General features: G+C 56.4%; 28 protein-coding genes. 11 read left to right on the top strand and 17 right to left on the bottom strand.

The features are described from left to right. Positions 1–87 precede the first annotated feature (87 nt). Positions 88–993, top strand: coding sequence for a DNA-binding transcriptional activator PunR (gene punR, locus AC6I8D_RS08350; protein ID WP_497819934.1), 906 nt, complete (start codon positions 88–90; stop codon positions 991–993). Here punR and purR read toward each other — a convergent pair. Beyond that, positions 990–2,015 carry an HTH-type transcriptional repressor PurR gene (purR, locus tag AC6I8D_RS08355; RefSeq protein WP_312057614.1) on the bottom strand — a complete coding sequence of 342 codons (1,026 nt, stop codon included), beginning with the start codon at positions 2,013–2,015 and terminating at the stop codon, positions 990–992. The two genes, punR and purR, sit on opposite strands and share 4 nt — an antisense overlap. A 281-nt stretch (positions 2,016–2,296) precedes the next feature. Here purR and cydH point away from each other — a divergent pair, with 281 nt between their 5' ends. Beyond that, positions 2,297–2,386: a cytochrome bd-I oxidase subunit CydH gene (gene cydH / locus AC6I8D_RS08360; protein WP_122983609.1), complete on the top strand. Its 90-nt coding sequence runs from the start codon at positions 2,297–2,299 to the stop codon at positions 2,384–2,386. A gap of 58 nt (positions 2,387–2,444) precedes the next feature. Here cydH and AC6I8D_RS08365 read toward each other — a convergent pair whose 3' ends face one another. Further along, positions 2,445–3,230, bottom strand: coding sequence for a C40 family peptidase (locus AC6I8D_RS08365; protein WP_497819935.1), 786 nt, complete (start codon positions 3,228–3,230; stop codon positions 2,445–2,447). Positions 3,231–3,594: 364 nt separating this feature from the next. On the opposite strand from AC6I8D_RS08365, the gene AC6I8D_RS08370 reads away from it, so the two are divergent. Next, positions 3,595–3,930, top strand: coding sequence for a Grx4 family monothiol glutaredoxin (locus AC6I8D_RS08370; RefSeq protein WP_176035873.1), 336 nt, complete (start codon positions 3,595–3,597; stop codon positions 3,928–3,930). A gap of 45 nt (positions 3,931–3,975) precedes the next feature. Here the strand turns inward: AC6I8D_RS08370 and rnt are convergent, their stop codons facing one another. The 4 genes from rnt to AC6I8D_RS08390 form a co-directional block, all read right to left on the bottom strand. Next, entirely contained in the window at positions 3,976–4,641 is a 666-nt protein-coding gene (rnt, locus tag AC6I8D_RS08375; protein ID WP_031375717.1) for a ribonuclease T, read from the bottom strand. A gap of 119 nt (positions 4,642–4,760) precedes the next feature. Continuing rightward, positions 4,761–5,168, bottom strand: coding sequence for a lactoylglutathione lyase (gene gloA / locus AC6I8D_RS08380; protein WP_031375718.1), 408 nt, complete (start codon positions 5,166–5,168; stop codon positions 4,761–4,763). 115 nt (positions 5,169–5,283) lie between these two features. After that, positions 5,284–6,381, bottom strand: coding sequence for an alkene reductase (locus AC6I8D_RS08385; RefSeq protein ID WP_497819936.1), 1,098 nt, complete (start codon positions 6,379–6,381; stop codon positions 5,284–5,286). A gap of 50 nt (positions 6,382–6,431) precedes the next feature. Further along, the gene (locus tag AC6I8D_RS08390) at positions 6,432–7,028 is read right to left on the bottom strand and encodes a TetR/AcrR family transcriptional regulator (protein ID WP_312756771.1); all 597 of its coding nucleotides are present in this window, start codon (positions 7,026–7,028) and stop codon (positions 6,432–6,434) included. Positions 7,029–7,204: 176 nt separating this feature from the next. Here AC6I8D_RS08390 and AC6I8D_RS08395 point away from each other — a divergent pair, with 176 nt between their 5' ends. From AC6I8D_RS08395 to AC6I8D_RS08410, 4 genes are all read left to right on the top strand, one after another. Continuing rightward, the gene (locus AC6I8D_RS08395; protein WP_312057179.1) at positions 7,205–7,444 is read left to right on the top strand and encodes a DUF1289 domain-containing protein; all 240 of its coding nucleotides are present in this window, start codon (positions 7,205–7,207) and stop codon (positions 7,442–7,444) included. 68 nt (positions 7,445–7,512) lie between these two features. Further along, positions 7,513–8,409 (top strand): aldo/keto reductase, encoded by an 897-nt coding sequence (locus AC6I8D_RS08400; RefSeq protein ID WP_312057180.1) that lies wholly within the window; start codon positions 7,513–7,515, stop codon positions 8,407–8,409. Between the two features lie 84 nt (positions 8,410–8,493). Beyond that, complete coding sequence (gene sodC, locus AC6I8D_RS08405) at positions 8,494–9,012, top strand: superoxide dismutase [Cu-Zn] SodC (protein WP_497819937.1); 519 nt, start codon at positions 8,494–8,496, stop codon at positions 9,010–9,012. Between the two features lie 131 nt (positions 9,013–9,143). Continuing rightward, on the top strand, positions 9,144–9,611 hold the full coding sequence (locus AC6I8D_RS08410; RefSeq protein ID WP_312756778.1) for a hypothetical protein: 468 nt from the start codon (positions 9,144–9,146) through the stop codon (positions 9,609–9,611). Here the strand turns inward: AC6I8D_RS08410 and AC6I8D_RS08415 are convergent, their stop codons facing one another. From AC6I8D_RS08415 to AC6I8D_RS08425, 3 genes are read right to left on the bottom strand one after another with little or no spacing between them, the layout of a single operon-like run. After that, on the bottom strand, positions 9,612–11,612 hold the full coding sequence (locus tag AC6I8D_RS08415) for an FUSC family protein (protein ID WP_312756779.1): 2,001 nt from the start codon (positions 11,610–11,612) through the stop codon (positions 9,612–9,614). It abuts the gene before it with no gap. Then, positions 11,609–12,466: an efflux RND transporter periplasmic adaptor subunit gene (locus tag AC6I8D_RS08420; RefSeq protein ID WP_312057184.1), complete on the bottom strand. Its 858-nt coding sequence runs from the start codon at positions 12,464–12,466 to the stop codon at positions 11,609–11,611. Before AC6I8D_RS08420 ends, AC6I8D_RS08415 begins: the two co-directional genes overlap by 4 nt. Before the next feature lie 4 nt (positions 12,467–12,470). Continuing rightward, positions 12,471–12,707, bottom strand: a complete 237-nt coding sequence (locus AC6I8D_RS08425) for a DUF1656 domain-containing protein (RefSeq protein WP_031375724.1) — start codon at positions 12,705–12,707, stop codon at positions 12,471–12,473. Between the two features lie 150 nt (positions 12,708–12,857). On the opposite strand from AC6I8D_RS08425, the gene slyA reads away from it, so the two are divergent. After that, entirely contained in the window at positions 12,858–13,295 is a 438-nt protein-coding gene (gene slyA / locus AC6I8D_RS08430; RefSeq protein WP_312057185.1) for a transcriptional regulator SlyA, read from the top strand. A 43-nt stretch (positions 13,296–13,338) separates the two neighbouring features. Here the strand turns inward: slyA and slyB are convergent, their stop codons facing one another. Further along, complete coding sequence (gene slyB / locus AC6I8D_RS08435) at positions 13,339–13,806, bottom strand: outer membrane lipoprotein SlyB (RefSeq protein ID WP_031375726.1); 468 nt, start codon at positions 13,804–13,806, stop codon at positions 13,339–13,341. 285 nt (positions 13,807–14,091) lie between these two features. Here slyB and anmK point away from each other — a divergent pair, with 285 nt between their 5' ends. Beyond that, positions 14,092–15,213 (top strand): anhydro-N-acetylmuramic acid kinase, encoded by a 1,122-nt coding sequence (anmK, locus tag AC6I8D_RS08440; RefSeq protein WP_497820664.1) that lies wholly within the window; start codon positions 14,092–14,094, stop codon positions 15,211–15,213. 63 nt (positions 15,214–15,276) lie between these two features. On the opposite strand, the gene AC6I8D_RS08445 is transcribed toward anmK, so the two are convergent. The 3 genes from AC6I8D_RS08445 to AC6I8D_RS08455 form a co-directional block, all read right to left on the bottom strand. Next, entirely contained in the window at positions 15,277–15,510 is a 234-nt protein-coding gene (locus AC6I8D_RS08445) for a DUF4060 family protein (RefSeq protein WP_312057187.1), read from the bottom strand. A gap of 273 nt (positions 15,511–15,783) precedes the next feature. Further along, positions 15,784–17,001, bottom strand: a complete 1,218-nt coding sequence (locus tag AC6I8D_RS08450) for a diguanylate phosphodiesterase (protein WP_497819938.1) — start codon at positions 16,999–17,001, stop codon at positions 15,784–15,786. 97 nt (positions 17,002–17,098) lie between these two features. Further along, positions 17,099–17,623, bottom strand: coding sequence for a GNAT family N-acetyltransferase (locus AC6I8D_RS08455; RefSeq protein ID WP_497819939.1), 525 nt, complete (start codon positions 17,621–17,623; stop codon positions 17,099–17,101). Positions 17,624–17,934: 311 nt separating this feature from the next. Here AC6I8D_RS08455 and AC6I8D_RS08460 point away from each other — a divergent pair, with 311 nt between their 5' ends. Next, positions 17,935–18,168 carry a hypothetical protein gene (locus tag AC6I8D_RS08460; RefSeq protein ID WP_312057205.1) on the top strand — a complete coding sequence of 78 codons (234 nt, stop codon included), beginning with the start codon at positions 17,935–17,937 and terminating at the stop codon, positions 18,166–18,168. A gap of 45 nt (positions 18,169–18,213) precedes the next feature. Here the strand turns inward: AC6I8D_RS08460 and AC6I8D_RS08465 are convergent, their stop codons facing one another. Then, positions 18,214–19,509, bottom strand: coding sequence for an MFS transporter (locus AC6I8D_RS08465; RefSeq protein WP_497819940.1), 1,296 nt, complete (start codon positions 19,507–19,509; stop codon positions 18,214–18,216). Then, positions 19,506–20,048, bottom strand: a complete 543-nt coding sequence (locus tag AC6I8D_RS08470; RefSeq protein WP_497819941.1) for a TetR/AcrR family transcriptional regulator — start codon at positions 20,046–20,048, stop codon at positions 19,506–19,508. The genes AC6I8D_RS08465 and AC6I8D_RS08470 overlap by 4 nt, the downstream gene beginning before the upstream one ends. A 542-nt stretch (positions 20,049–20,590) precedes the next feature. On the opposite strand from AC6I8D_RS08470, the gene AC6I8D_RS08475 reads away from it, so the two are divergent. After that, positions 20,591–20,866 carry a hypothetical protein gene (locus AC6I8D_RS08475; protein WP_312756791.1) on the top strand — a complete coding sequence of 92 codons (276 nt, stop codon included), beginning with the start codon at positions 20,591–20,593 and terminating at the stop codon, positions 20,864–20,866. A 137-nt stretch (positions 20,867–21,003) separates the two neighbouring features. Here AC6I8D_RS08475 and budC read toward each other — a convergent pair whose 3' ends face one another. After that, on the bottom strand, positions 21,004–21,768 hold the full coding sequence (gene budC / locus AC6I8D_RS08480; protein WP_312057195.1) for a meso-2,3-butanediol dehydrogenase: 765 nt from the start codon (positions 21,766–21,768) through the stop codon (positions 21,004–21,006). Between the two features lie 116 nt (positions 21,769–21,884). After that, the gene (gene glgX / locus AC6I8D_RS08485) at positions 21,885–23,960 is read right to left on the bottom strand and encodes a glycogen debranching protein GlgX (protein ID WP_046288352.1); all 2,076 of its coding nucleotides are present in this window, start codon (positions 23,958–23,960) and stop codon (positions 21,885–21,887) included. Between the last annotated feature and the right edge of the window lie 32 nt (positions 23,961–23,992).

Consider the following 23,992-nt stretch of genomic DNA (forward strand, 5'->3'; position numbering starts at 1 on the left):
TTGAACGCGGCAGAGTGTAAAAGGTGCGTTTGCCGCTGTGAAACGCTAATATTTGCCGGTTGCTGTTAAAAAATTTGAAGGCAGATTATGTGGTCAGAATATGCTTTAGAGGTGGTGGATGCGGTGGCGCGCGGTGGCAGCTTCAGCGCCGCGGCGCAGGAGCTGCATCGGGTGCCGTCAGCTATCAGCTACACCGTGCGTCAGCTGGAAACGTGGCTGGCGGTACCGCTGTTTGAGCGCCAGCATCGCGAGGTGGTATTAACCCCCGCCGGCGAGCATTTTGTCCGGGAAGGGCGCAGCGTTATCAAAAAAATGCTCGCCACCCGCCGCCAGTGTCAGCAGCTGGCTAACGGCTGGCGTGGACAGCTGAGTATTGCGGTCGACTGCATCGTCAAGCCGCAGCGCACCCGGCAGTTAGTCAAGGATTTTTACCGCCATTTCCCCGACATGGAGTTGCACATCAGTTATGAAGTGTTTAACGGCGTCTGGGATGCGCTGGCCGATGATCGGGTTGAAGTGGCTATCGGTGCCACTCAGGCGATACCGGTCGGCGGACGCTTTGCCTTTCGCGACATGGGGACGCTCAACTGGCGTTGTGTGGTGGCGCACCACCATCCGCTGACCGGGGTGAGCCAGATTGACGACGACACCCTGCGCAGCTGGCCGTCGCTGGTGCTGGAAGATACCTCGCGCGCGCTGCCGCGCCGGATGACGTGGACGCTCGACAATCAGCGTCGGCTGGTGGTGCCGGAATGGCAGACCGGACTGGATTGCGTGCTGGAGGGATTGTGCGTGGCGATGGTGCCTGGGCATCTGGCGCGGCCATTACTGGACAGCGGAGCGCTGGTAGAATTAACGTTGCCGGTCGCGTTTCCGGACAGTCCCTGTTGCGTAAGCTGGGCGGAAGATCGCGCATCACCGGCAACGGGCTGGTTACTCAGCTATCTGGGTGATGCGCAAACGCTTAATCAGGAGTGGTTAAGCGAAGATTAACGGCGGTAGTCGCGGAACGGACCGTCAGCCACCGAACGGCGTTCAATCAGCGTTGGGTGTACTTCGATGGTCTGAGAAATCTCACGTTTACTGGTGATGCGATCCAGCAACATCTCCAGCGCTTTCTCACCCAGTTGCGCTTTTGGCTGATGCACCGTGGTCAGCGCAGGCGCAAAGTAGCGCGCGTTGCGCACATTGTCATAACCGATCACCGAAATGTCCTGCGGCACCCGCAATCCCATCTCATCGGCGGCGCAAATCGCGCCCATCGCCATGATATCGCCCCCGCAGAACACCGCAGTCGGACGCTGTTTCTGCGACAGGATCTGCTGCATCGCCTGATAGCCCGACTCCGGCTCGAAGTCGCCCTGCACGATCCATTCGGCACGCGGCTGAATGCCTGCTTCTTCCAGCGCCTTGAGGAAACCCGCGTGACGTCCGCCGCCGGTGTTGCGTTCCATCTGGCCGGGAATCGCGCCAATATCACGGTGACCGCGCTCAATCAGATAACGTCCGGCCAGGTAGCCGCCCTGAAAGGCATTATCCAGCACCGTGTCGGTGAAGTCAGCGCGTGATTCACCCCAGTCCATCACCACCATCGGGATATTGCGATTCTCTTCCAGCATCTTTAACAGATCGTCCGGATACTCAGAGCACATCACCAGCAGTCCATCGACGCGCTTCTGCGCCATCATGCTGAGATAGGCACGCTGCTTTTGCAGGTCGTTGTGCGCATTGCCCAGAATCAGGGTGTAGCCTTTATCGAAGCAGTGATTCTCCACCGCTTCAATAATTTCAGCAAAGTAGGGCGCTTCGCTGGAGGTTGCCAGCAGGCCCAGCGTTTTGGTGTGATTCACCTTCAGGCTGCGCGCCACCGCGCTCGGTGAATAGTGCAGTTCCTGAATCGCCTGCCAGACCGCGTTGCGCGTCTCTTCAGCGACAAAACGCGTTTTGTTGATGACGTGCGAAACGGTGGTCGTTGAGACGCCGGCGCGTTTTGCCACATCTTTAATTGTTGCCATTAAAATCGGACTCCAGGGCTTATCTAACGCAATGATAAGCATAATGTTAAACGTTTGCGTCTGCTCAGGGTTTTCCCCGCAATTATGCAGCTTTTCTGACCGGTAAACAGGCGTCTGGCGGGTAATGAGCGCCTGAAAAGGAGAGCAAACGGAACCGGGATTGCGCGCGTTGCGCAACAAAGGCAGGATTCTAACAAGGCTGAACGGATAAAACGAGATTTTTACCAGCCCCTATGGGAAAATGGCTTATCCCTACAAAATATGTGACTAAGGAGCGCTAAATGAGTACTGATTTGAAACTGGCCCTGATGACTACCGTCGGCTGTCTGCTGATGATCGTCGCCTTTAGCTTTACAGCGGTGCTGCACTAATGAAAAAGCCGGGCATCGCCCGGCTTTTCTCTGTTTGATTTTCGCGTAGCGAAGCCGCTTAACGAATGGTTTTCGGGGTCATTACCCGCCGCGCGCCGATGTAGTGGCGCTGCCAGTAATCTTCACCCAGCGCACTGATCTGAATATCTTTGCCGGTGCGAGGTGACTGAATAAATTTGCCGTTGCCGAGATAAACCCCAACGTGATCGGCGGTGCCGCGACCATTAATCCGGAAGAAGACTAAATCGCCTTTCTCCAGCGACTCGCGTTTTACCGGCGCGGCGTCGCGCAGGTGGTACATCTCATTGGCGGTACGCGGGATCTTAAACTTGACCAGATCTTTATAGGCGTACCAGACTAGGCCGCTGCAGTCGAAACCGGTGTGCGGTGAGGTGCCGCCCCACTGATAGGGTTTGCCCAGCTGGCCCATCAGCTTGGTCATCGCCGTCTCACGCGCTTTCTGGTAGCGCTGACGATGTGACTTGCTCATTTTAATGGTGCCGATGTCACTGCTGCTGGCGTCTGCGGTTTTGAGCGTACGCTGATGGCCGTAACGTTTTTTACTGGCGGTTTTGAGTGGAGTTTTGCTTTTCTTTGCGGAAAGATGGCTGGCGCTGAGTTCGCTTTTTTTCTGTTTTTTGAGTTTGAGCTTCTGGATCGGGCTGACGCGTGTTTTCTTCGCCGACGTTTTCAACGGGCGACGCTTGCGGCGCTCATCTTCGCGCGCACTCTTTTTCTCTGCTTTATGCGAACTGACATTCACCGGCGCCTGCGGGGAAGCAGAAGCGATGTTGAAGAACAGTTGCGCAAAGGCAAGGATGAAAAGCGTAATGATTAAACGCATAGTCCGGTTTTAGTTAAGTTGTCAGGGCCACTACGCACCACGACAAAGTTGGGAATAATCTGATCCAGGATCAGTGCCGAAGCCATTCTAGTCCAGTTCGCCTGAAAACCGTAACGCCTTTTTTTATTAATCTTTCGGACACGCACAGTTGTGTCGAAAATGAGCATTTTCAGCATCTTATATCTACAAAACTATTGCAAATTATTAATATGTTACCTGCGGTTAATAATCATGGGTTAACAGGGCCGAAAACAGGAGTTAACAAACATGGCGATTTAATCGGGCAACGGCCAAAATCTCGTTTTCAGTCCTGGGGCGAAGTCGCTACAATAAACAAACACGAAGTAATGAATTAAGGAAGGCAATTATGAGTACTGTAGAAAAAATTCAGCGCCAGATCGCAGAAAACCCGATCCTGCTGTACATGAAAGGTTCCCCGAAACTGCCAAGCTGCGGTTTCTCTGCGCAGGCGGTTCAGGCGCTGTCAGCCTGCGGTGAGCGTTTTGCTTACGTGGATATTCTGCAGAACCCAGACATTCGTGCAGAGCTGCCGAAATATGCCAACTGGCCAACCTTCCCGCAGCTGTGGATTGATGGCGAACTGGTCGGCGGATGTGACATCATCGTTGAGATGTTCCAGCGCGGTGAACTGCAGTCGCTGATTAAAGAGACCGCAGAGAAGTTTAAAGAAGCGGAATAAAACAAAAAGGCCGACATCGCGTCGGCCTTTTTCATTGCAGATCCCTCAGTCAGCGCTCGCGGCTGCTTCGCCTTCGGCGAAGGGCAGGGGCCAGCCACCCAGCCGTTTCCAGCGATTCACCAGTTCACAGAACAAAATAGCGGTCTGCTGGGTATCATACAGCGCCGAGTGAGCCTGGGTGCTGTCAAACGCCATGCCCGCGGCTTTACACGCCTTCGCCAGCACGGTCTGCCCCAGCACCAGTCCGCTCAGCGCCGCGGTATCAAAGGTGGCAAACGGGTGGAAAGGGTTGCGCTTCAGGCTGGCACGCTCGGCCGCCGCGTTCATGAAGTTCAGATCAAAGGTCGCATTATGCGCCACCATAATGGCGCGATTGCAGCCGGTATCCTTAATGCCTTTACGCACCATCTTGAAGATGGCGTGCAGCGCCTCATATTCACTCACTGCGCCGCGCAGCGGATTGCTGGGGTCGATACCGGTGAACGCCAGCGCTTCAGGATGCAGTAGCGACCCGACAAACGGTTCAACGTGAAAATGCAGCGTCTGGTCGAGATGGATCCAGCCCTCGTCATCCATTTTCAGCGTGGTAGCGGCGATCTCCAGCAGCGCGTCGGTCTGCGCGTTGAAGCCGGCGGTTTCGACGTCGATGACCACCGGATAGAAGCCACGGAAACGTTGATTGAGTGCATTGGGGGAATTCGATTCAGACATCAGGATCTCATTGCAGAAAAAGGGCAGCGCGCATTATGGCAAAAATCTGGCCCGGGTGCAGCAGATGAAGAGGAGCAGAAGAGGTCAGCCCACCCGACAGGGCAGGCTGAAGAGCAGGTTTAGTTGCCCAGGCCGTGACCGGCGTGTTTGTTCTCGATCAGTTCGATTTTGTAACCATCAGGATCTTCAACAAAGGCGATGATGGTTGAGCCACCTTTCACCGGACCCGCTTCACGGGTGACGTTGCCGCCATCGTTACGGATACGTTCGCAGGCGGCAGCAACGTCGTCGACGCCCAGCGCGATGTGACCGTAAGCGTTACCGAGGTCATATTTATCAACGCCCCAGTTGTAGGTCAGTTCGATCACTGCGCCTTCGCTCTCTTCGGTATAACCAACAAACGCCAGCGTATATTTATATTCGGTATTTTCACTCTGACGCAGCACGCGCATGCCCAGCACGCGGGTATAGAAGTCGATTGAGCGTTGCAGATCGCCAACGCGCAGCATGGTATGAAGTAAACGCATAAACATCCTCTTTGATAATCAAAACGCCATCGCCGGATGACACAAGCGCTAAGTATAGCGATCAAAATCGCCAATGAATAATGGCTGCCATCCTGCCGGATAGCAGCCCGCTCTCTTACAGCGTTGGGTAATCGATATAGCCTTCAGCACCGCCGCCGTAGAAGCTCTCCGGACGCTGCGGGTTGAGCGGCGCATCCTGCTGCAGGCGCTCCACCAGATCCGGGTTGGCGATGTAATCGCGACCAAACGCAACCGCATCGATCAGGCCACGCGCAATCAGGTCGTCCGCTTTCTCAACGGTGTAGGCACCCGCACCGATAATCGCCCCAGGGAACAGGTTACGGACTTTTTCACGGAACGCGTCGCTGTATGGCTTACCGCCGGCCCAGTCAGGCTCGGAGAGGTGCAGATAGGCGATATTGCGCTTCGCCAGTTCACCGATGTACCACAGCGCCGCTTCTTCTTCATCCGGACCGTTGTCCAGATTCTGGAAGCTGCCGATCGGTGATACGCGGATACCGATCCGGTCAGCTGACCAGTTAGCGATCACGGCATCAACCACTTCCAGCGCAAAACGGCCACGTTTTTCAATGCTGCCGCCATATTCGTCGGTACGCTGGTTAGAGCCCGGCGCGAGGAACTGATGGATCAGGTAACCGTGCGCCGAGTGCAGTTCCAGCAGGTCGAAATCGGCTTCACGGGCGTTGGCTGCCGCCTGGCCGAAATCGGCCACGATCTGCTGAATTTCTGCCACCGTCAGTTCACGTGGCAACGAGGTCTCTTCGCGATAAACGCTGCCGTCAGCGGCACGCAGCGAGGTGCGGGTGCCAGCGGCGATAGCGGAGGGTGCAACCGGAGCTTTACCGTCTGGCTGCACGCTGTTATGTGAGATGCGGCCGGTGTGCCACAGCTGCACGGCAGTGTGTCCGCCAGCCTGATGAACGCCTTCGTTAATCGCTTTCCACGCCGCAATCTGCGGTTGAGTATGCAAGCCGGGTGCGCCGGCATAGCCTTTCGCCTGGAAAGAGACCTGGGTGGCTTCGGTAATGATCAAACCGGCACTGGCGCGCTGGCGGTAATATTCGCCCATCATCGGGGTAGGAATATCGCCTGGCTCAATACTGCGCAGACGGGTCAACGGCGCCATAAAAACGCGGTTTGGCACGGTAATCGCGCCGACTTTCAGCGGACGAAACAGCTGGGTACTCGCCATATTAGCTCCTGATTAGTAGACCAGTCGTCTACAAATGCTGTTTTTAAAAATCAGTGGATTTTTAGCCACTGTTCGATGGTACTTAATGCGAGTCGCAGCGGCTGCGGCTCACGGGAAATCTTGCTCTGTAAACTGGCTCCCAGCCACAGCAGTGACAGCAACTCGGCCATCTGTTCCGGCGGATGCGGTAACGACAGCGACTCCTGCTGCGCAGCGGCGCTCAGCGTGCGGGCATAGAGGGCAGTAATTTTTGCCGCACCCTGTTGCAGCGCGTCGCGCATCGGTTCAGAGAGATCGCAAACCTCAGCGGAAACCTTCACGCCGAGACAACCCACGATGTGCCCCTGCTGAGTGAACAGCTGTTCTGCCGCCCGGAAATGATTAAGCAGACGCTCGCGCGGGGTACCGTCTGGCTGATTAAGCTGCAACTCAACATCCTGCAGGAAACGCGCAAAATAGCGCTCCAGCAACGCCACGCCAAAGGTCTCTTTGGAACGGAAGTAATAGTAGAAAGAGCCCTTCGGCACTTCCGCCTGGGTCAGCAGTTCGCTGAGTCCCATGCCGGTAAAACCGCGTTGCAGACAGATCTGCTCACCAATGCGGAGCAGGTGTTCGCGGGTTTCATTGCGTTGTTGCGTCTTGTTCATGGCCCTCAGGTTAGTAGACCAGTCGGTCTAATGCAATGGCAGTCGATTCCGTTTGGCACAGAGTGTTCAGTATATTGGGGGTTGGCAGAGAAATCAGATGAACTTATGCTTATTTGTTGCACAAACCGGCTAAGATCTCTTCAATAGATTGTTCACTCTCTCAATCCGGAGTCGCGGTGGCCGAGCAGCTTGAATTTTTCCCGGTTCCCAGTCCCTGTCGTGGCATTTGCCAGAGCGATGCCCGCGGCTATTGTCTGGGATGTTTACGCAGCCGTGATGAGCGGTTCAACTGGTTGCGCTTTAGTGATGCGCAAAAGCGTGAGGTGTTGCGTCTCTGTTATCAGCGTCGCCTGCGCCTGCAGCGGCAACAGAATAAAGAGGAGCCGCTTGATCCACATCAGCCGAGCTTGTTCTGACGGTCTCTCGCTTTCCGTTATACTCTCTGACACATTCATTGCAGCCATCGTGCCACAGGGAGATCGTTATGTTACAACCGCAAGCCATCGCGTCGCAGGGTCCGGATTTTTCACCGTTGATTATGGGGTACTGGCGGCTGATGGAGTGGGGCATGTCGCCGCAACAGCGGGTGGCGTTTATTGAGCACCATCTCAGCCTCGGTATTACCACCGTCGACCATGCGGATATCTACGGTGATTATCAGTGCGAAGCGGCATTTGGCGAGGCGCTGAAGCTGGCTCCGGGCCTGCGCGAGCGGCTCCAGATCGTCACCAAATGCGGCATTGCCACCCGCGCCCGTCCTGAACATCAGATCGGCCATTACAACACCGGTAAAGCGCATATCCTGCAGAGTGCTGAAAATTCACTGCGTCATTTTGGAACCGATCGCCTCGACCTGCTGCTGATTCACCGTCCTGATCCGCTGATGGATGCCGATGAAGTCGCCGAAGCCTTTATCGCCCTGCACCAGAGCGGAAAAGTGCTGCACGTCGGCGTGTCCAACTTCACCCCGGCGCAGTTCGCGCTGCTGCAGTCACGCCTGCCGTTTTCGCTGGTCACGAACCAGCTGGAGATCTCGCCGGTACAACAAAATCTGCTGCTGGATGGCACGCTGGATCAGTGCCAGCAGTTGCGTTTCCGGCCGATGGCCTGGTCCTGTCTTGGCGGTGGCCGCCTGTTTAACGATCCCCATTATCAGCCGCTGCGTGACGAGCTGGAGATTATCCGCCAGGAAACCGGCGCCAGCAGCCTCGAACAGGTGGTGTATGCGTGGATCATGATGCTGCCGAGCAAACCGCTGCCAATTATTGGTTCCGGTAAAACGGCACGCGTCAGTGAAGCGGCCGCCGCGGTTAACTTATCGCTGACGCGTCAGCAATGGTTCCGCATCCGCAAGGCGGCGTTAGGCTTTGATGTGCCCTGAAGCGTAAAACTGCGTCAATCTTCGGCAGAATAGCGCAACCGGTACCAGGCTTATGCCATACCCTGGTACCTCAAAGGAGTCACAATGAAAATCAAAGCAGTTGCGCTATCAGCCCTTCTTGCCTGCGGTGCGGCCTCGGCGGCCAGTGAGCAGGTTACCCTCCATCAGGTTACGGCGGAGGGGATTGGCAAATCGCTCGGCAGTGTGACGATTGAAGAGACGCAGTATGGTTTGCAGTTCACCCCGGATCTGAAAGGGCTTCAGCCCGGCATCCACGGTTTTCATGTGCATGCGAAGGGCAGTTGTGAGCCGGGTGAATCGCAGGGGAAAGTGGTGGCTGCCGGTGCGGCAGGAGGGCACTTTGATCCGGCTAACAGCGGCAAACATCTGGGTCCCTATGCCGACGGGCATGCCGGCGATCTGCCCGCGCTGTATATCGATGATAAAGGCAGCGCCAGCTACCCGGTACTGGCACCGCGCCTCAAATCGCTGAGAGAAATTAAGGGCAAAGCGTTGATGGTGCATGTCGGCGGCGATAACCATGCCGATCATCCCCAACCGCTGGGCGGCGGCGGCGCACGCTTTGCCTGCGGTGTTATCTGAGTTTCGGGGCGGCGATCGCTTGCCGCCCGCTTTTCTTCCTGCCCGTTTATGAATTGTTGTACCATCCCGCCGATTTCCCCCCTATGATATTGATTCAGGTAAGAAAGCGCGATGGGTCAAGGAGCAGGAGTATGAAATACAAGGGCGCATTACTGCTGTGCTTACTGCTGGTGGGATGCGATAAACCCAACGATACACAGTTGGTGACGGAAACCGGGCGTGAGCTACAGCGCACGATTGATACCAGCCCGATGCGCAGCACCTGTGAAAATATCGCTAAAGGGCGTGAATGGCTGAGCCGCAATACGGTGCGCAAACTGGAAGCGAAGGGTTGTGAGCAGGTGTTCCGCAGCGCCACCGAAACCAATTTCATTGAAACCACTATTTTCCGACGCACCATGACGATGGTGTGCGGCAGCATTCAGGGCAAAAGTTTTACCGGCACAGAACTGACCCGCCGGTTTATCTTCTCGCCGGATGAAAAAGCGCTGGTGATCGAACCGATGACCGAGGTGGATAAAACCCGCTTTGAGGGCCATAAAACGCTGCAGCAGCTACAGGATGACTTTAACCGGCAGCAGCAGCAATATTGCCAGTAGTCAGCCGGGTACCGCCTGTTGCAACTGGGCCAGCGAACAGCGTAGCCGCCAGATAATACCGGCCAGTTCACTGGCCTCATTACTGCCCAGCGCCAGCAATGTGGCGATCATCCTCTCCAGCTCCGTCAGAATCTGGTCCAGCGAACTGTGCTGCACGCCACGGCTGCTGATAATCCGCTGTAGATTCTGCAGGCTGCTGTCGCGCACCTCCATCAGCGTGGCGGAATCTGCCCGCCACTGCCGCAGCTGCCAGACAATATGCGAGCAGTTGAGCAACACCACACCCCAGCGCAATAACCAGACGCGCGCCTGCTCATCCCGGCTGTGACTGAGCTGGCTGATGCGATGATAAATCTGCGATTCAAACCGGCTTTCACTCAACCGCGGACGCTGTCTGAGCTGGTCAAGAAACGCCAGCCGCAGCGCCCGGATATGACGCCGGCTGCGACGCGCATCTGAGCTGGGGCGCAGCAGCTGAAACGCCAGCCAGGCCAGCAGTACTCCGCACACTTTGGCGATATTATCGTTAAAGAAGTCCTGATAATCCCAGGTCGGCGGGTTAGTAACGGCGATGAACGAGCCCATAAACACGATAAATTGCCCCCACATCCCCGCCCGCTGCTTTTGCTGGAGTTTGAACAGCTGTAGCGTCACCAGCAGCGGAAACAGCAGCAGCAAAAACTGCCACAGCTGACTGATCTGCACCATCAGGCCGAACTTCATGACAAAGCTGAAGGCAAACAGCCACAGCAGAGTTTTCAGCAGCAGAATAACGCTGCCGCCAGGTGAAGGCGATGAGGCATACAGCACGCAGGCGATGGCGGTTAAGGTCAGCGCCGCCGCGCCGGAAGACCATTGGGTATTGATCCAGAACGCGCATCCCAGCACGATGACGCTAAAGGTGCGCAGCGCGCTCCAGCCCGCTTCGGCGCTGTCGCTGTCGCGTGCCAGCGCCGGGACCGGCGGCGGCTGGAAGCGGGTATCGGCGTCGGCCCGATCCAGCAGCCTGATCCAGCGCAGCACGTTGAGATACATCCAGCAGAAGTAGCGCAGCCGCTGACAGAAGGCGCGTTGCCGGTAGTCGCCATCGGCAGCCGGGGTGACGCTACGCAGGATGCGCGCCAGCCGGTATTTATCACATTGTGGTTTGCCCAGCTCCGCCAGCAGCTGTTGCAGCGCAGCAAACAGCGCGTCGGGCGCATCGGGCCAGTTCAGCAACATGCGGCGCAGGCTGGAGAGCACGCTGGTCAGCCGCAGCTGCTGGTGTAGCACGTAGTTGAGCACGTTGTTTTGCCGGCGAAAGCGGTAATGGCTCCAGAACGCCTGAATTCGCAGCAGGTTCATGGTCAGAATCTGGCTGATGACGTTCTCGTGCGCGGTACGAATGTTGTCGCTGACCGAGGGCTGCAGCAGTAAAACCGCATGTTCCAGCAGCCGCGCATGCATCTGCTTCAGCGAGGTGATTAAGGTTTCGCCATCCGAGGTACTCGGCAGCACCATCATCATAAAGCCGGCACACAAAATGCCGGAGATCACTTCACAGACTCGCGCCTGAGCAATGGTCCACAAATCGGTGATATCGGTGATGTTAACGCTGCTGAAGGCGATAATGGCAGCGGTGTAACCGGCGAGCGAAAAAGCGTAGGCGACGTTGTTCTGATAGTGATTGGCGACGCCGGTACACAACCCCAGCCAGCCGGCGATCGCGAAGGTAAACAGCCAGGGCTCATTCAGGGTATGTCCGGCGATCAGCAGGGCGGCGCTGGCCCCGAGCAGACTGCCAGCAATCCGGCCCAGACTCTTACTGATGGCGCCGCCGACGGTAGGAAAGCTGATCACCGCCGCGGAGGTCATCGCCCAGTACGGCTCATCCAGATCCAGTCCATAGGCGATGCTGAGCGCCAGGCACATGGCAATGGCATTGCGCAACGCATAACGCCACTGATTGGCGTTGGCCTTAATCCACGGCAACTGATCCCACGCCAGCCACTGAAAATTCATGGCTGAATGGTGATAGTGCAGGTGGTACCCGCCACCAGCGGCACGTCAGCCGGCAGCGGATCGAGATGAATCCGCACCGGCACCCGTTGCGCCAGACGCACCCAGGGCACGTTGGGTTTGACGTCCGGCACCAGCCCGCTGTCGGTCTCTATGCTCTGGTCATAGATGGCGCGGCCAATACTGTCGACCTGACCCTGAAGCCGTGCGCCATTGCTGTACAGCACTACCTGAGCCGCCGCACCCGGACGAATGTGGCGCAGCTTGGTCTCTTCGAAATAGCCCACCACGTAATAAGAGTGGCTATCCACCAGCGCAAACAGCGGGCTACCGGCGGTAGCGTAGTTGCCAGGCCGCAGGGTGAGATTGGTGATCCAGCCGTCGGTCGGCGCGGTCAGCGTGGTCTGTTGCAGATTCCAGCGTGCCCGATCCAGCTCCGCCTGGGCGGCTTTGGTGCTGGCGGCGGCGGCATTGGCCGCCAGCCGGGCAGCATCGAGATCTTCGGCCGAAATCACATTGCGCGGCAGGCGGCTACGCCGGTTAAATTCGTGCTGCGCCCGGGCCAGATCGGCCTGCGCTTTGCTGAGCTGGGCATCGGCGTTGTCGAGCGCAATCTGCCACGGCACCGGATCGAGCGTCAGCAATAGCTGACCACGGTGAACGAACTGATTGTCTTTCACCTGCAGCTGGGTAATGCGGCCCGAGACCTGAGGCGTAATATCGACCAGTTCGGCGCGTACTTTGCCGTCGCGGGTCCAGGGCGACTGCATATAATAGTTCCACATCCAGCCGGCAGCCAGCAGCGCCAGCGCAAACACAATCAGGGTGGAGAAGTATTTTACCGCGTTGAATTTCATACGATTATCCGTGACCGATGAGCCAGAGTGCAGCGGTAACGCACAGCACAAACAGCGAGAGATCAAACAGGGTGGGATGCCAGATATCACCAGAATAGATCCAGCCGCGCACCAGCGGATGAATCAGCAGCCAGACCAGAAAACCGAGTATCACCGCTTTAAAGATCGGTGGAAAAAACAGCGAGGCGCCTACCACCAGATCAGTCAGCGGTTTGGCACTGGAGAAGACGTTGGTGAGCACGTTTCAATATCCTTAAGTAACCCGAGCGGCAGACTGAAGGCGAGGCCGCATGACGGCGCGCCGGCCTGGGATTTGTAATTTGTCCTGTAAACTCGCAGAATAGTGTAAAATCTGGCTTGATAGCTAGCAAGCTAATTATAAGGAGATGAAATGGATACGCCCCTCGGAACGGATTTATCTCGACTGGTGCGCATCTGGCGCGCGTTGATTGATCAGCGATTAAAACCGCTTGAGCTGACTCAGACTCACTGGGTAACGCTGCACAATATTCATCAACTGCCGCCAGAGCAGTCACAGATTCAGTTAGCCAAAGCCATCGGCATCGAACAACCTTCACTGGTGCGTACGCTTGACCAGCTGGAGGAGAAAGGATTGATTACCCGTTCGACCTGCGCCAACGATCGTCGCGCCAAGCGCATCAAGCTGACGCAGCAGGCAGAGCCGATTATCGAACAGGTTGAGAGCGTGATTGATGAAACGCGGGATGACATTTTGTCTGGCATCAGCCGCGAAGAGATCAATCAGATGGTGACGCTGATCGCCCGGCTTGAAAAAAACATTCTCGAATTACAGCATCGCGAGAAATAAAAAACCGACGCTCAGGCGTCGGTTTTTTTCTACATCACGCGGATTAGCGAGGTGAAACTGTCACCTGGCTGCCGTTCGACGCCATCACGACGCGCTGACCCACCGAGTAGCGCGTGGCGGCTTGCTTCTGCACCACCATGATAGTGTTGCCATCATCCTTACGGATTTCCAGCTCGACGCCATCAGTTTTATTTACCGCACCCTGCACGCCCTGACCGGCAACGCCGCCCAGAACCGCACCGCCGGCTGTTGCCAGGCTGCGGCCGCTGCCACCGCCAATGGTATTACCCAGGAAGCCACCGAGCACGGCTCCGCCGATCGCGCCGATCACATTACTCTCGTCACCGCCCTGAATTTTCACCGGACGAACCGAGACTAATGTACCGTAAGAGACGCTCTGCACCTGTTTAGCTTCACTGGCACTGTAGGTATCACCCGACAGCGTACTCGTATTGCTACAACCTGCCAGCATCATACCGGTCAAAGCGACCACAACTACACGCTTAATCATTTGAAACTCCTTTAGTCGAGAAGGCGCCACGTTTATCGCGATATCCTGCACACAGTATAAGACACAAACCTGGCAAATTAATCCTTGTCCAAATAAAACACGGTGGGACGAAGCATAGACTGCGCAAGGTTAACAATAATTCAATCGGCAGGAAAAAAAGTGTCCTAATGCGTTATCTGTGCGCTATCTCTGAGAAAAAAACAAATTAATCATAGAATTAGCCCAGGTAATTTGTCAGGCTAATCACAGATGAATCGCACACCCAGCGGGGGAAAAGCAATGGCTATGAAATCAGGACGTTACATTGGTGTGATGTCAGGCACCAGCCTGGATGGGGTGGATGTGGTGCTGGCGGCGATTGATGAGAATCTGGTGGCGCAGCAGGCAAGTTACTGTCATCCGATGCCGCCTGATTTACGTCACGCGATTCTGGCGGTTTGCCAGGGCCAAAGCCTGACGCTCTCACAGCTGGGCCAGCTGGATACCCGACTGGGCCAGCTGTTTGCTGAGGCGGTACTGACGCTGATGAAGCGCGAATCGCTGGAGGCGAGCGACGTGGTGGCGATCGGCTGTCACGGGCAAACCGTCTGGCATGAGCCGCAAAGTGACGCCCCGAACACCCTGCAGATTGGCGATAATAACCAGATCGTGGCGGCGACCGGTATCACGGTGGTCGGGGATTTTCGCCGCCGCGATATGGCGCTCGGCGGGCAGGGCGCACCGCTGGTGCCGGCCTTCCATCAGGCGCTGTTAATGGATGCCACGGAACGCCGCATGGTGCTGAACATCGGTGGCATTGCCAACCTCTCGCTGCTGTTTCCGGGTCAGCCGGTGCGCGGTTTTGATACCGGACCCGGTAACATGCTGCTGGATGCGTGGATCTGGCGCAATCAGGGCAAAGCCTACGACAAAGATGCCGGGTGGGCGCGCAGCGGCACGCCGGTTCCGGCGCTGCTGGAGGCCCTGCTGCGTGAGCCGTGGTTTGCGCTGCCGCCGCCGAAAAGCACCGGCCGTGAACATTTCAACCTCGGCTGGCTGGAACAGCACCTGCGCCATTTCCCCGGTCTGGCGCCACAGGATGTACAGGCCACGCTGGTGGAGCTGACCGCCATCACCATCACCCAGCAGGTTCAGCTCAACGATGGCTGCGATCGCCTGCTGGTGTGTGGCGGCGGCAGCCGCAATCCATTGCTGATGGCGCGCCTGGCGACGCATCTGCCGGGCACCGAAGTGACCACCACCGATGCTGCTGGCATCAGTGGTGATGATATGGAAGCGCTGGCGTTCGCCTGGCTGGCCTTTCGCACGCTTTCCGGCTTACCGGGCAACCTGCCAGCCGTAACGGGTGCGCGGGAAAAGAGCGTGCTTGGCGCGATTTATCCGGCTAACGCGCTGTACCGGCGCTGAGGCGCTATCCAGTGAAACGGGGGCCGAATAGCCCCCGCGTTTTTTGGCAGGGTCCGTCTGGTATCAGGCTGCGCCAGAGAGATGGGTCAGATTGCGCACCCCGGTAATCACCGTAGCGACCATGGTTTCACGGCGGGTAATGACTTCAACCTGATAAAACCGGTTTCGATAGGCGATGGAATAGATGATGGGATGGTATTTATTGCCTTCACCGTAGCGAGAGTAGTGCGCTTCAAGCGCGCGCGTCGCGGCCAGGATATGGGCGGGTTCTTTATCACCGCGGATGATTTGCTTCATTCAGTTCCTCAAATGCTGTCCCTGGGAGTCACGTCGCAAGCATGGCGCGCTGCGTCGGCCTAAACACTGAACATCTGACTGCTAAACATCGATGATAATAACGAAATAATAATAGCTTACTGTGCAGCGGAGAGATGACAGTGAGATGAAGATCATCACCCGGCGCTGCTTATTTTTTAGCAGCACCGGGCGGATCCGGCAAGGCGGGGAAGATCAGATTCGTCTAATTCGCAGGGCGCGTGGCTCGGTTTAGCGCTGGCTTTGATTGTGGTTTCAGCTCTGGCTCAGTTCGGGCCAGGCGACCGCCGCGATGCCGTTGAGTTTAGGTTTTGCGAACAGAAAGCCCTGGAACTGCGAAACACCGGCTGCTTCCAGCCACATCCACTCTTCCGGCTGTTCAATGCCTTCCGCAATAACCGAGATTTCCAGTGACGAGCAGCATTTCAGAATGGCGTGAATGATCGCCTGTTTCGGGCCGCTCTTATGGACGCCACTGATGATGTTGCGGTCGATCTTGATCTTATCTGGCTGAATCCGGGTCAGCAGCGACAGGCCAGCAAAACCGGCACCGAAATCATCAAGCGCCAGGCTGATACCGGCCGCTTTTAGCTGCTTGATCGCCGCTTCGAACTCGTCAAGTCGTGAGATCACTTCGTTTTCCGTGAATTCCACCATGATCTGTTCGGGCACCAGTCCCTGCGCTTCAATTTCATTCAGCAGGAACGGCACCGCGTCAGGCACTTCCACCAGCGACATCGGCAACAGGTTAATTGACAGCGTCAGGCCTTCAATGCCCAGCAGCTTTGCCTGTGCAAAGGCGATCTTTTTCGACCGGATATCGGTGAGATAGACCTCGTCACGCGACAGATGGGAAAAATAGTCGAGCGGCAGTTCACCCTGCGGACCGCGCAGCAGCGCTTCCAGCGATACAATCTCACAGGCGAAAGGATCGACAATCGGCTGAAAGGCAAAACTCACCTGATCAGACCCCGCTAGCGTCGCTTCACCGTCGCGCCCGACGGATTCATCATGGATGAAGGTCCAGCTGCGGGCGTCAGGAATCTCGAAATAGTTCTCTTTTTCGCGGGCTTCGACAAAAGTCCGCAGGAACTGCAGAGCGCGATCGGCATAGGTGAGCTGAAATTTGGTGGTGCATTTTGCCAGCACCGCCTCAAGCACCGTCTCTTTGTCATGCTGTCGCAGGTCGAACAGCTCCATGCCGACGTTGCCGAAGCGGCGTGATGGCGCATAATCGCGCATCAGTTCCACCAGATTATGATGACGCGTGTCCTGACAAATCCGGCTGTATACCGCCTTTACCGCCTGTTCCGGGCCTTCCAGCACCTGAAAAAAGTGGGTACCATTAAACAGCAGGATGCCGGTAATGCTGGATGATTGATTGATCTTGTTGGCTTTTACCGCCAAATCAAACAGTGATTTAACCGGAACATGCCCGGCAATATGGCTGCGGTAAATGATTGTCGACAACATAAAGGCTTCCGGTGTTTTTGCTTTTGTCCGCACACATTACCAGAAGCTTTATCCGCGGTGAACGAGGCCTGGCTGCCTTTATTGTTCCCGCCGTTATTTAGCCGTTGGCGGGCAGCTCCGAATCAGCCACGCCGAGTGCGCGCTGCAGGAAAACGGTATCCAGCCAGCGGCCATGTTTGAAGCCAACCGACTTTAATGTGCCGACCCTTTCAAAGCCCGCCGCACAGTGTAATGCGACCGACGCACGGTTCTCGCTGTCACCGACGTTAGCAATCAGCTGACGGTATCCCGCCTGTTCCGCCCAGCTAATGGCATGACGCAGCAAACGCGAACCCACGCCGCGCTGACGAAATTGCGGATCGATATAAATAGAGTCTTCAAGGGTATACCGGTAGGCGTGGCGCGGACGATAGGGCGCAAGGTAGCAAAAGCCCAGAACCGCGCCGTCACTGACGGCAATAAACCACGGCAGGCCCGCCTGCCTGATCCTGTTTAGCCGCTGAGCCATCTCCGCCTCATCCGGCGGCACGGTTTCAAAGGAGCCGGTGCCATTAAGCACATGCCAGGCATAAATTTGCTGAATTGCCGCAATATAACGCTCATCCGCCTCAAAAATTTCCATCTGCTGCCTCGTCGCTGTTCTGTCCCGGGTGCGCTCAGTGAAAACCACCATAAAACGCCCGCTTTCCCGGCGCAATATGCCCACTGTGAGCCATAAGTATTTCCTCTGATGGCTGCAGTCAGCACGGTTAAGCGGAGGATGGCTGCGGTTATTTGATCTGTTCAGCCAGGCTGATTATTCGCCATTAAGTCTATTCTGAAAACCGCACCAGCTTAATGATCCGCGCTGCGCTTACGGCTATTATCCTTCGCCTGGTCTCTGTTTAATAAAAAAGCAGAGCGAATGAAATTCAGTAGGGGAGACGCAGCGTGATGCGATTTGTTGATTTTCTTAATAGCAAGCAGGGGCTTCGTGAAGCAAGAAATCACTGCTTTGAATTAAATGGCGTGGTATTAGGCCATTTCACCGCGCTGTTTCTGCATGATAATCAGGTTATTTTCACCAAAGATGGCAAGCAGTGTGCTGTGCCTTATTATCTTGGGCCAGAACAGGACCTGATAAACCAGACAATAAATCCGAGAATTAACAATATTCGCGTCATCTGAGTTACACCTGCCCAGTGATAATAGTTTGCCCAACGCAGGAAGTGCTTATTCGCAGTAGTGACTGCCCGCGGCATAAATAGCCGTCTGGCTTAAAATACGCAGCTGAGAAAAAATGAACTTCGGCCCTTCGGGGCTGCCGAAACAGAACAGAGTTTCTCTGTAACGAACTTTTACCCGCAGCATGCGGGTTTTTTTTTTGCTGCCGACGCGCGCAGCTTGTTGCGGAGCGAAAAACAGCAGCAGTAACGCGCTAACCGCAAACAGCAGCAGGGCAATCACCGCGCCCGTCGCGGCGTAGAGTTGACCAAACACCAGCGATCCAATCACCTGACCGACGGCCAGCATAAAAAACAGCATACCGACGCCGGTAGCTGGCGCGTCTTCGGTTGCCTGCGCGCCCCAAACCAGCAGCACGCCTGACAGCGTGACATAACCGGCACCGCAACAGGCTACCGCAATCAATAAACCGGTGGAGTATCCGTGGCTGAAGGCCACCACCAGCAGCGGCAACGCCATGCCCAACAGTGACAGCCGGTAAACGGCGTGCATGCCGATGCGGGCGGCGACCGGTCCGGTCGCCGCGCCGACAATGCCCGCGCCGCCTGCCACCAGCCACAGCAGGCTGGTGGCGGCGGGGTCGAGGCCGACATGCTGGCGTAGCAGGACGGAACCAAAGCTCCACCAGGCGGCGCTCGTCAGGCCAGCAACCAGGGCGATGGCGATCAGGCGCGTCATTGAGCGGCGAAATAGTCGCTGATGCCACGGTTGGCGGCAACGGCGATCGACCTCAGTGTCGCCGGGTAACACCCGCATCAGCGGCACGATACAGCTCAGCGCCAGCAGCGCGAATAACAGACAGGCGGCCCGCCAGCCACCCGGTAAAAGGGTCAGAATGGGCACCGTCAGGATGATTCCGGCACTGGTGCCGGCATTAATCAGGGTATTAACCGGCGATTGTCGGGCCGCGCTCACCCGCTGGCTTACGGCGGCTGCCAGCGCCGGAGAAGCCAGCCCAGAACTCAGTCCGGCGATAAACAGACCCGCCGCCAGCCACAGCGGTGAAGCGGCACAGGCCAACAGGACCAGACCGCTCGCCGCGCAGAGCGACGCCAGCAGCGCGACGCGACGTGCGCCAAATCGCTGCGCCAGCGAGGCGGCAGCCAGAATAGTCAGGCAGTAAGCGACAAAGCTGCAGGCGGAGAGCAAGCCCGCCAGCTTCGGGCTGAGCGGGATATCCGCTGAAATGGCCGGCAGCATCAGCCCCCATGAAAATCTCGCCATGCCATAGGTCACCGCAATCAGGCTAAATCCGGTCAGCGCCAGCGCGCCCGGCGATCTCATTGCGCAGCGCCGCGCTGTTGCTGCAGCTGACTGGCGACCGTACCAGCCTGCTGAGCCGCGGCGGGGCCGATCACCAGCGCCGAGGTAATCGCGCCTTCAAACAGCATCCAGATGGCATCGCTTAACAGCTGATGTTCTTCTCCCTGCGCGGCGGTGACACAGTCGCTAATGTAACGGCGCAGCGTGGCGCGAAAGGCCAGCGCCTGGGCAGCCAGCGCCGCATCCCGTCCGGCATACTCGCCCCAGGCTTTGAGGAAGAAGCAGCCTTTTGCCCCGTTCGCCTGCGTCCACTCGCCCAGTACCTGAAACAGCCGGGCAATCGCTTCAGGCTGTTGTGGCGCAGAAAGGTCCGCCATAAAGCGTTGCTCGCGGGCATCCATTACCGCAGCGGTCAGTGCCTCCCGCGAGGCAAAGTGATGATAAAGCGTACGCGTCGAAACACATGCTGCGCGGCATATCTGGTCGGTACTGGTGGCGTGAAAACCGCTGGCATAGAACAACCGCTCGGCCGCCTGAATAATATCGTCTCTCTTTTTCATGGTTTAAAAGTAAACCGATCGTTTTACTTTTTCAAGGCGCCAGCCGATTTATCGCCTTCGCCTTAACTGATTAACCGCTAAGCCAGACGGCACTGCCGCTGCGCCTGATTAAGGCCAGCAGTTGGACGACTGAACAATTTTGCTTCAGTTCATCAATGCTCATAATTGCCGGGCGAAGTCACACTTTTTTCCCCAGCTGATTTAATCAAATTGCTCTTGCTATCCAGGGTGGTACGAACTATTTGGTTTTTAACTGTTTGATTTAAAGTAACTATTAAAGATATCGCTATCGATTAAAATCATTAGCAGGTCGAATGAAACGAGCGGTGGCGGGGCAAAAGGGGAATTAACTCTCACAGGAGGGTTAAAGCGACTCAACCGTCTGAAAACGGCTAAATCCCAAAGTCAGTTTAACCGGTACAATAAAGTGGTTTTAAGCATAACTCTCAGTTAGTTTAATAAAGCTTCAGATAAAAACATAAGCCCTTACGAATTTTGTCGGTTTTTTTAAGATACATACAGCAACTATTAGGATGAATACCATGCTCAAAGCCAGTTATTATTATCTGTGCCCACGTCCCATGGGTGGATGGATTTTACACAAAGAAGGTTGCGTTAATCTGCTAAAAAACGATAAGCGCGTATTTATCGGCTCGCTTTATACTCGTCAGCAGGCGTTAACCGTTGCGAAAATCCATCATGCTAATGCCACTATGTGTAGCGTTTGCCTGAATAATTTTATCTGCCCGACCACCAGCAGTGCGACAATTAAGCCAGCGCGCGCCGCTACGCCAACCCGCCATACGCCCAGACACTAATCCCGCTGTCGCTGATGACTGACGGCCTGGACCCTGCTAATAATAAAACGCGTGCTTAAGCGCGGCAGTTAAAAAGAAAAAGGGCAGCGTAAACTCGCTGCCCTTTTCATTATGTCTGTCAGATTGCCTGCCAGGTATTAAGCCTGCTTTGGCTGACCGTTTGAGGCGGTAATACCGCCATCTACCGGCAGGTTGACGCCGGTAATATAAGCGGCTTCATCGCTGGCAATAAAGACAATCGCACGGGCAATATCATCTGCTTCCCCGGCGCGGCGTAACGGAATACGGTCGTAAAAGCGCTCCAGCAGCTCGGGGTTATCTTTCATATCTTCAGTCAAATCGGTAAAGGTGAAACCGGGACAGATGGCGTTAACCCGCACGCCGTCAGCACCGTAATCCATTGCCAGCGCACGGGTGAAGTTAGTAATGGCGCCTTTCGCGGCATTATAGATGCTCATGCCCCAGTCGCCGCCTAAGCCGGAAACGGAAGAGATGTTCACCACGTTGCCTTTGCTGCGCAGCAGGGCGGGCATAAAGTAGTGTACACCGTGGAAAACCCCATCCAGGTCGGTTTTCATCAGCGTTTTCCAGTCATCAAGCTCGACCTCATGGATCCGGCCCTGCACGATCACCCCGGCGTTGTTGACCAGTACGTCAACCCGGCCATATTTACCCTGAACCGTTTCTGACAGTTGCTTCACCTGGTCAGCGTCGGAAACGTCACAGGCGGCGACCAGATGATCGCCCGCAGCCAGCCCGGCCAGCGTTTTTTCCAGCTTTTCGCGGGTTCTTCCCACCAGCACCACCGATGCGCCTTCTTCAGCAAAGCGTTTAGCCGCCGCTTCGCCAATACCGGAACCGGCACCTGTCACAACCACAACCTTCTGCGTAAATCTGGACATTATGCCTCCTTGTCAGCATCAATATTGCGTGTTAATAACCGGTCAAGCCTGGCAGCCATAGTCAGAAACTCAAGCGCAGCGCGAAATGCGCTGCGCCTGGCTGCCTTGCTTAACGGCTAGGGACGTCTGAACAGGGCGAAGCTGCGTCCTTCCAGCTCGAAATCTTTCTCTTTGGTGATCACCAGACCGCGCTTCGCCGTGTCGCTGGTGGTCAGCTCCAGCACCCAGCCGCCTTCACCAAACTGCGGAATACGGAACGGTACGTTGCCTTCAAACGGATTGAACAGCATCAGCACGTCGTGCCAGATGCCTTCCTCAGTCTGCAGATCCGGGCGCCCGATATAGACGCCCAGCGTCGAACCTTCATCCCACTGTTCCGCCTGCTGGAAACCGCCACCGGCGTTGAACCACTTGATATCCATGCCGTCGCGCCAGTTTTCGCGCCGCAGCAGCGGCTGGTCAGCACGCAGTTTGAGGATCTGGCGGGTAAATTCGCGCAGCGCCTCGGCTGATTCCGGCAGGTTATCCCAGTGCACCCAGGAGATCTCACTGTCCTGACAGTAGCCGTTGTTGTTGCCCAGCTGGCTTCGGCCAAACTCGTCGCCCGCCAGCAGCATCGGGGTCCCGTGTGAGAAGATCATCGTCGCGAGGAAGTTGCGTTTCTGACGCTCGCGCACCGCGTTAATGTTCTCATCATCGGTCGGACCTTCCGCGCCGTAGTTGTAAGAACGGTTATCGTTGTGCCCGTCGTTGTTATCCTCACCGTTGTCATCGTTGTGCTTGTCGTTATACGACACCAGATCGTTAAGGGTGAAGCCATCGTGGGCAGTGATGAAGTTGACGCTGGCCCACGGACGGCGGCCGCGCTGATCGTAAAGATCGCCCGAACCCAGCAGGCGAGCCGCAAAATCGGTTGAGACGTTGTTGCCTTTCCAGTAATCGCGCACCGTGTCGCGGTACTGGTCGTTCCACTCCGCCCAGCCCGGCGGGAAGCCGCCAACCTGATAGCCGCCCGGACCGATATCCCACGGCTCACCAATCAGTTTTTTCTGCGACAGGACCGGGTCCTGCATCACAGCGTCAAAGAAGCCGCCGCGCGGATCGAACCCTTCAGGCTCACGGCCGAGAATGGTGCCGAGATCGAAGCGGAAACCGTCGATATGCATCGATTCAGACCAGTAACGCAGCGAATCCATCACCATCTGCAGCACCCGTGGATGCGAGGTGTTAACCGTGTTGCCGGTACCGGTATCGTTGATGTAGTAACGATGCTGGTCGGGCAGGGTGCGGTAATAAGAGAAGTTATCGATGCCTTTAAACGACAGCGTTGGGCCCAGCTCGTTGCCCTCGGCGGTGTGGTTATACACCACGTCAAGGATCACCTCGATACCGGCATCGTGAAACGCCCGCACCATGTCACGGAAGCCCTGAATACCGCGCGGACCGAAGTAGCGCGTGGCGGGCGCGAAAAAGCCCAGCGTGTTGTAACCCCAGAAGTTTTTCAGCCCCTTGTCCAGCAGATGCTGGTCATCCGGGAACCAGTGCACCGGCAACAGCTCAACTGAGGTGATCCCCAGGCTTTTGATGTAGTCGACGGTCGATTTGTGGCTCATGCCGTCAAAGGTGCCGCGCAGTTCAGGTGGCAGCGCCGTATTGAGCTGGGTGAAGCCCTTAACGTGGGTTTCATAAATCACCGTCTTCGGCCACGGAACGTTGGGACGGTTCTTGTCCTGCCAGTCGAACTCATCCGGATCGATCACCCGGCATTTAGGGGTAAACGGCGCGCTGTCACGGCTGTCAAAGGTCAGGTCTTTGTCTTCGTGATAAAGGTCATAGGCAAAGTGCGCCTCGTTCCACTCAATATCGCCAGCCAGTTCTCGGGCGTAGGGATCGAGCAGTAATTTATTCGGGTTAAAACGATGACCATTTTCCGGGTCGTAAGGCCCATAGACGCGATAGCCATACAGCGCGCCCGGTTGCAGGCCTGGCACGTAGCCGTGCCACACTTCATGGGTAAACTCCGGCAGTTCCAGCCGGGCGATTTCAGTCTTGCCACTCGGATCGTAAAGGCACAATTCCACCCGCTCGGCATGCGCACTGAACAGCGCGAAGTTAACGCCCTGACCATCAAAATTCGCCCCGAGCAGATGGCTGTAGCCCGCCGTGATTTCAAAACGCTTACTGTTTGACATTTATGCCTCGTTATTCAATGACCAGATTGACG

The sequence above is a fragment of the Pantoea sp. X-Soil-MYKO-1785 genome, assembly GCF_059730675.1.

Coding starts and splice junctions, on each gene's coding strand:
- punR (WP_497819934.1), top strand. CDS start 88: ATGTGGTCAGAATATGCTTTAGAGGTGGTGGATGCGGTGGCGCGCGGT.
- purR (WP_312057614.1), bottom strand. CDS start 2,015: ATGGCAACAATTAAAGATGTGGCAAAACGCGCCGGCGTCTCAACGACC.
- cydH (WP_122983609.1), top strand. CDS start 2,297: ATGAGTACTGATTTGAAACTGGCCCTGATGACTACCGTCGGCTGTCTG.
- AC6I8D_RS08365 (WP_497819935.1), bottom strand. CDS start 3,230: ATGCGTTTAATCATTACGCTTTTCATCCTTGCCTTTGCGCAACTGTTC.
- rnt (WP_031375717.1), bottom strand. CDS start 4,641: ATGTCTGAATCGAATTCCCCCAATGCACTCAATCAACGTTTCCGTGGC.
- gloA (WP_031375718.1), bottom strand. CDS start 5,168: ATGCGTTTACTTCATACCATGCTGCGCGTTGGCGATCTGCAACGCTCA.
- AC6I8D_RS08385 (WP_497819936.1), bottom strand. CDS start 6,381: ATGGCGAGTACCCAGCTGTTTCGTCCGCTGAAAGTCGGCGCGATTACC.
- AC6I8D_RS08390 (WP_312756771.1), bottom strand. CDS start 7,028: ATGAACAAGACGCAACAACGCAATGAAACCCGCGAACACCTGCTCCGC.
- AC6I8D_RS08400 (WP_312057180.1), top strand. CDS start 7,513: ATGTTACAACCGCAAGCCATCGCGTCGCAGGGTCCGGATTTTTCACCG.
- sodC (WP_497819937.1), top strand. CDS start 8,494: ATGAAAATCAAAGCAGTTGCGCTATCAGCCCTTCTTGCCTGCGGTGCG.
- AC6I8D_RS08410 (WP_312756778.1), top strand. CDS start 9,144: ATGAAATACAAGGGCGCATTACTGCTGTGCTTACTGCTGGTGGGATGC.
- AC6I8D_RS08415 (WP_312756779.1), bottom strand. CDS start 11,612: ATGAATTTTCAGTGGCTGGCGTGGGATCAGTTGCCGTGGATTAAGGCC.
- AC6I8D_RS08420 (WP_312057184.1), bottom strand. CDS start 12,466: ATGAAATTCAACGCGGTAAAATACTTCTCCACCCTGATTGTGTTTGCG.
- slyA (WP_312057185.1), top strand. CDS start 12,858: ATGGATACGCCCCTCGGAACGGATTTATCTCGACTGGTGCGCATCTGG.
- slyB (WP_031375726.1), bottom strand. CDS start 13,806: ATGATTAAGCGTGTAGTTGTGGTCGCTTTGACCGGTATGATGCTGGCA.
- anmK (WP_497820664.1), top strand. CDS start 14,092: ATGAAATCAGGACGTTACATTGGTGTGATGTCAGGCACCAGCCTGGAT.
- AC6I8D_RS08445 (WP_312057187.1), bottom strand. CDS start 15,510: ATGAAGCAAATCATCCGCGGTGATAAAGAACCCGCCCATATCCTGGCC.
- AC6I8D_RS08450 (WP_497819938.1), bottom strand. CDS start 17,001: ATGTTGTCGACAATCATTTACCGCAGCCATATTGCCGGGCATGTTCCG.
- AC6I8D_RS08455 (WP_497819939.1), bottom strand. CDS start 17,623: ATGGAAATTTTTGAGGCGGATGAGCGTTATATTGCGGCAATTCAGCAA.
- AC6I8D_RS08460 (WP_312057205.1), top strand. CDS start 17,935: ATGCGATTTGTTGATTTTCTTAATAGCAAGCAGGGGCTTCGTGAAGCA.
- AC6I8D_RS08465 (WP_497819940.1), bottom strand. CDS start 19,509: ATGAGATCGCCGGGCGCGCTGGCGCTGACCGGATTTAGCCTGATTGCG.
- AC6I8D_RS08470 (WP_497819941.1), bottom strand. CDS start 20,048: ATGAAAAAGAGAGACGATATTATTCAGGCGGCCGAGCGGTTGTTCTAT.
- AC6I8D_RS08475 (WP_312756791.1), top strand. CDS start 20,591: ATGCTCAAAGCCAGTTATTATTATCTGTGCCCACGTCCCATGGGTGGA.
- budC (WP_312057195.1), bottom strand. CDS start 21,768: ATGTCCAGATTTACGCAGAAGGTTGTGGTTGTGACAGGTGCCGGTTCC.
- glgX (WP_046288352.1), bottom strand. CDS start 23,960: ATGTCAAACAGTAAGCGTTTTGAAATCACGGCGGGCTACAGCCATCTG.